Annotated in this window: 2 protein-coding genes and 1 pseudogene; 1 reads left to right on the top strand and 2 read right to left on the bottom strand. The window is 73.4% G+C overall.

Annotated elements, in window-relative coordinates; genetic code table 11:
* A pseudogene (locus tag GPJ59_RS33250) lies at positions 1 to 406 on the bottom strand (hypothetical protein); the annotation flags it as partial.
* Positions 407 to 582: 176 nt separating this feature from the next.
* Here GPJ59_RS33250 and GPJ59_RS33255 point away from each other — a divergent pair.
* Positions 583 to 2,052, top strand: a complete 1,470-nt coding sequence (locus tag GPJ59_RS33255) for a cation:proton antiporter (protein ID WP_219671638.1) — start codon at positions 583 to 585, stop codon at positions 2,050 to 2,052.
* Between the two features lie 160 nt (positions 2,053 to 2,212).
* Here GPJ59_RS33255 and fxsT read toward each other — a convergent pair.
* A partial coding sequence (gene fxsT / locus GPJ59_RS33260; RefSeq protein WP_258025292.1) for an FxSxx-COOH system tetratricopeptide repeat protein occupies positions 2,213 to 5,167 on the bottom strand: 2,955 nt, incomplete at its 5' end.

A 5,167-nucleotide genomic window follows, 5' to 3' on the forward strand; every position in this document is an offset into this window, starting at 1 on the left:
CGGCCGAGCCGGCCCGGCCGTCGCGGCCGGCGGACGCGCCGGCGGCGAGCGCCAGCTCCGCGAGGGGGTCGCGGTAGAGCCCGGCCCACCGCTCCGCCTCGTCGTCACCCGGCTCGGAAAGCCCGCCGGGACCCCCGTCGAGACCCCGGCCGAATCCGTCGCCGAGGCCGTCGCCGAATCCCCCGCCGAATCCCTCGCCGAGGCCGTCGCCGCGGCTCCGCCCGCCCGTGGAGGGCACGGACAGGCCGCCGGCCCCCAGCCGTGCGCCGAGCTCTCCTCCCCAGTAGTACGGGGCCACGCCCACGCCCGGGGCGACCTCGGCCAGCCCGGCCGAGAATCGCCCGTACAACTCGGTGAAGCCGGGCTCCCGAACGCCCGTGCCATGGATGAACAGTGCCGTGGTCATGTGCCCCCCGCCCACGCCCTCCCGGGCCTACCGCCCGAGGCCTTGCCCGACGCCTGCGCCGGCTCCACCCCGGGTCCTCGTGTGGGGATCGTGGCACATAACGTGTCGTCAACTTCCTCAGTATGCTGGAAAAAGTTGCCCTCTTGCGGGGCGCGCAACTCCACAAGGGGGACCGCATGCGTTCTGATGTGATGATCACTCATCTCGTCGGTGCCACCGCGCTCATCCTGATCATCGCCCACACGGCGGGCTGGCTCGCCCGGCGCTGGCGGCAGCCCACGATCATCGGACAGCTGATCGCGGGCATCGGTCTCGGCCCGACGATGCTGGCGGGGATCTCCCCCGGGTTGGCCGAAACACTGTTCCCCGAGGAGCTCGTCCCGGTCCTGACCGGGCTCTCCCAGATCGCCCTGGTCCTGTTCCTCTTCGCCGTCGGGTACGAGCTCGACCTCGGCGTGGTCAAGGGCCGGGTCCGCTCGGTGGTGGCGGTCTCCCTCGCGTCGTTCCTGCTGCCGATGGCGGCCGGCTGCGGCGCCGCGCTCCTCTTCCACGAACAGCTCGCCCGGCTGGGCGCCCCCGAGGACGCCACCCTCGCCTTCGTCCTGTTCTTCGGCGTGGCGCTGTCCATCACGGCGGTACCGGTGCTCACCGCCATAGTCCGCGAGAACGGGCTGGCCGGGACCGTCCCCGGGATCGTCGCCGTCTCGGCCGCCGGACTGATCGACGTGGTGGGCTGGATCGTCCTGGCCGGCACCCTGCTGGAGGCGGGCGGCCACGACGGCGGCCTGCCGTTCCCGGTGCGGCTGCTGCTGATCGTGCTGTTCACGGCGGCGATGCTGCTCGGCGCCCGGCCCCTGCTGCGCCTGCTGCTGTGGCGGCCGCAGGTCGACCCCTCGGTGCGGCTGGCGGTGCTCGTGGGCTTCGCCTTCGCCTCGGCCTGGGCCACCAACGCCCTCGGCCTGCACGTCATCTTCGGCGCGCTGCTCGCCGGTGTGGTCACGCCCCGGGAGCGCGGCGGCACGCTGGACCCGGACCTGGTCCGGCCGCTGCACGACATCGGCATGCTGCTGCTGCCGTTCTTCTTCGTCGTCTCCGGCAAGGCCGTGAAGATCGGCGAGCTCGACTCGGGCGGCCTGGTCGCCCTGCTGCTCCTGACCGTGCTCGCCATCGCCGTCAAGGTGGGCAGCGGGACCGTCGCCGCCCGCCTGTCGGGCCTGGACCGGCACGATGCCCGAACGGTCGGCGTACTGCTCAACACCCGCGGCCTGACAGAGCTGATCGCCCTGAACGTCGGCCTCCAGGCGGGCCTGCTGAGCGGCCGGCTCTACACGGCGCTGGTCCTGATGGCGCTGGCGACCACCCTGATCACCGAGCCACTGCTGGTCCTGGTCCGCCGGCTGCGGGAGCGGGCCGGCGACGGGGCCGCCGCCCCGCTGCTGCCACGGCCCGCGACGGCGGCCCTGGCGGAGGCCCTGGCCGAGACGGAAGCGACGCACGTGACGGGTGTGACGCACGTGATGGGTGTGTCGGGCGTGACGGGTGTGTCGGACATGACGGGTGTGTCGAACGGATCGGCCGATGCGGCACCGGGGCAGCCGGCCGCCCCGGCGGAGGCCCACCCGTCGAACGCCCCCGGCCCCCTCTGATCCCGGCCCCGCCCTGGCGGCCGTACGGCCCGCGCCCTGGCGGCCGTACGGGAGTCCGCTCAGCCGCCGGCCGCTGTACGGGTGTCAACGCGAGCCGTCCGACCCGCCAGGGGCCCGAGGCGATCCACCCCGAGCCCCCGCGGAGGGCGACCGGCCGGGCCTACAGCGGCATCGGCGCGATGTCGCACTCGATCCGCTGGTGCAGCCGCGCCGCCACCAGCCAGGGGTGGTCCGGGCCGAGGACCCGGGTGAAGCCCTCGATCGCCTCCGAGTTGAGCTCGTCCGCCTCCTGGATCCGGTGCAGCCCGCGCAGGTCCAGCGCGAGGTTCGCCCGGCAGGCCAGGGTGAGCGGGTGGTGGGAGCCGCAGGAGCGGACGAACTTCGGCAGGAGCTCCTCGTCGACGACCCGGGCCGCGTCGAAGTCCAGCCGGGCGTAGTGGTTGTTGGCCAGCCCCAGGGACCCGGTCAGCGTGAAGGGGTGCAGCTCCCCGAGGACCTCCCGGTACATTCCCGAGGCCTCCAGGTCCAAGGCCTCGGCGCCGTCCACGTCCCCCAGGGCGCGCAGGGTCGCCGCGAGGTTCGTCATCGTGATGAGGGCGTAGGCGTGCCGGGCGCCCAGCGTCGCCCGGTAGCGCTCCAGGGTCTTCTCGCCCAGTTCCCGGGAGGAGTCGAACTCCCCGCGCAGCCGCCGGTCGACGGTGGCGTTGACCGCGCACGCGAGCGTGTCCGGGTAGTCGGACCCGTAGCGGAGGGTGAACCGCTCCAGCGTCTCCTCGGTGAGGTCGGACGCCTCCTGCAGCGACGCGTCCCGGCGCCGGCACACGGCGAGGTTGCGCGCCGCGCGGATCGTCGAGGCGTTGTCCTCGCCGAAGACCGTGCGGTAGATCCGGTACGTCTCCTCCTGCATGACCCGGGCGGCCGGGTAGTCGCCGTTCTCCCGGATGTCGATGGCCAGGCCGTTCATCGTGTTGAGGGTCAGGCCGTTCGTCGGCCCGTACAGCGTGTCCCACTGCCGGACCGTCTCCTCGTCCAGCTCCCGGGCCTGCGCGAACCGGCCGGACGCCCGCAGCGACACCCCGTAGCTGTGCGCGGCCAGCAGGGTCGGGGGCTCCTCGGGGCCGAACAGGTCGCGGGCCCGGCTGTCGGCCTCCATGTCGAGCTCCCGGGCCGCGGTGAAGTCGCCCTTGTAGCGCAGCGCGCCGGCCATCTGCGTCATGGAGTCGATGAGCTCCTCCTCGGCGATGGACCGGCGCCGGGAGATCTCCAGGACGGTCTCGTTCAGCTCCAGGGCCTTTTCGACCTCGCCGGTCTGGAGCAGCAGGAACGCCAGGTGCTTGCCCATCTGGAGGACCTGCGGGTCCTCCTCGCTGGCGCCGGCCCGCCAGGCGTCCCACGCCTCCTGGGCCATCTCGGCGCCTGCGGTGTGCGCGCCCCAGAAGTACAGGTAGAGCACGATGGACGCGATGAGTTCGCGGCCCCAGGGGTCGGAGGTGCGCACCGCTCCACTGGCCATGACGTGGGGCAGCAGGGCCTGGTACGCGGGCCACTGGTCGGGCGCGGCCGGGGCGCCGGGCTTGGCGCTGGCGAGCAGCACGTGCGCGGCGCGGCGCAGGTCCCGGGTCCGGCTCTCGTCGATGCCCGCCGCGAGCACGGCCTGCATCAGGCGGTGGATGTGCAGGGTGCCGTTCTTGTGGTCCAGCTTGATCAGCGACAGCTTGCTCAGGTCGCGGGTGGCGCGGGCCAGGAGGACCGGGTCGCGCAGGACGGGGTCGAGCTCCGGGGTGATGTCCACGTTGCGGGTGCCGCGCAGCATGCTCAGCGGGATCGGCTCCGGCGCCATGCAGGAGCAGATCTCCAGGAGTTGGCGGGCGGCGGGATTGCTCGCCGCCAGCTGGTCCAGGGAGATGTTCCACGCGGCGGCCACGGAGATCGGGTAGTCCGGCGAGGGGTCGAGCTCCAGGATGCCGGGCCGGCGCTGCTCCAGCAGGTGCAGGTACTCGCTGACGGGCATGCCGGTGGCGGCGTGCCAGGCGCCGCCCTGCTCGATCGCGAGCGGCAGGTCGCCGAGCGCCTCGGCCAGCCGGTCGGCGTCCTCGGTGCTCAGGTCCCTGGCCCGGCGCTGGAGCAGGGCGATGCTCTCCTCGCGCTCGAAGACGTTGACCGTCAGGGGCGCGGCGACCCGCTCCCAGTCGCGGTTGCGGGAGGTGACGATGATCTTGCCGGGGCCGCCGGTGGGGAAGTAGGCGCGGACCGACTCGATGTCCTCGGCGTTGTCGAACACCAGCAGCCAGTTGTCGTACGGGCGTCCGGTGCGCAGCGCCTCGCGCACGGCGGGCACCGCCGTGTTGGCCTGCGGGCCGACGTCCAGGTTCAGCGCGCGGGCCAGGTCCACCAGGGCGCCGAGGACGAGGCTCTCCCGCTCGGCGGGGATCCACCAGATGACGTTGTACTCGTGGCTGTGCCGGTAGATGTACTCGATGGCGAGCTGGGACTTGCCGACGCCGCCCATGCCGTGCAGGGCGTGCGGGAGCACCGCCGCGGTCTCGTCCGAACGCAGCTGCGCCTCCACCGCCGCCAGCAGGCTCTCCCGACCGGTGAAGTTGGGGTTCTTCGGCGGGACGTTCCCCATGACCCTGGGCTGGCCGGAGCGCACGAAGAGGGGCTGGGACGTTTTGAGCTCCATCAGGGCTGCCTTCCGGGCATCGGCGTCAGAGGAGTTGGGGGAGGTGGTCGGCACACGTGCTCCAGTGGGTTCGGCGTCGTCCGCGTTGGCCGCGTCGTCCGCGTCGTTCGCGTTCTCGTTCACATCGGTGCTGTCGTCCGGGCCGTCCCTGTCGTCGTCCCCGCCGGGCGCGTCGTCCGCACCGTGAGGGGGGTGCGGGCGGTGCGCGTCGGGTGTGCGCTCCGCCCGGCCCGCGTCGTCCGCGATCGCGTCGTCCGCCTGGGCCACGTCGTCCGCCGGGGTCGGGCGGTTCAGGACGTCCCGGTCCTCCTGGATACGTACGCCCTCACCCGCCGGATCGGGCGGTGCGACGCGCGGGGAGCCCCCCGGCGCATTGACGCCCGCGGCGGTGGCGCCGGCGGATCCGGCGCCGGCGGAAGCCCCGCCCGCGGC

The sequence above is a fragment of the Streptomyces bambusae genome (assembly GCF_019400985.1).
Classification (GTDB): domain Bacteria; phylum Actinomycetota; class Actinomycetes; order Streptomycetales; family Streptomycetaceae; genus Streptomyces; species Streptomyces bambusae_A.

What these genes read in the sequence shown, in the direction of transcription:
- GPJ59_RS33255 (WP_219671638.1), top strand. Translation starts at nt 583, where the DNA reads ATGCGTTCTGATGTGATGATCACTCATCTCGTCGGTGCCACCGCGCTC.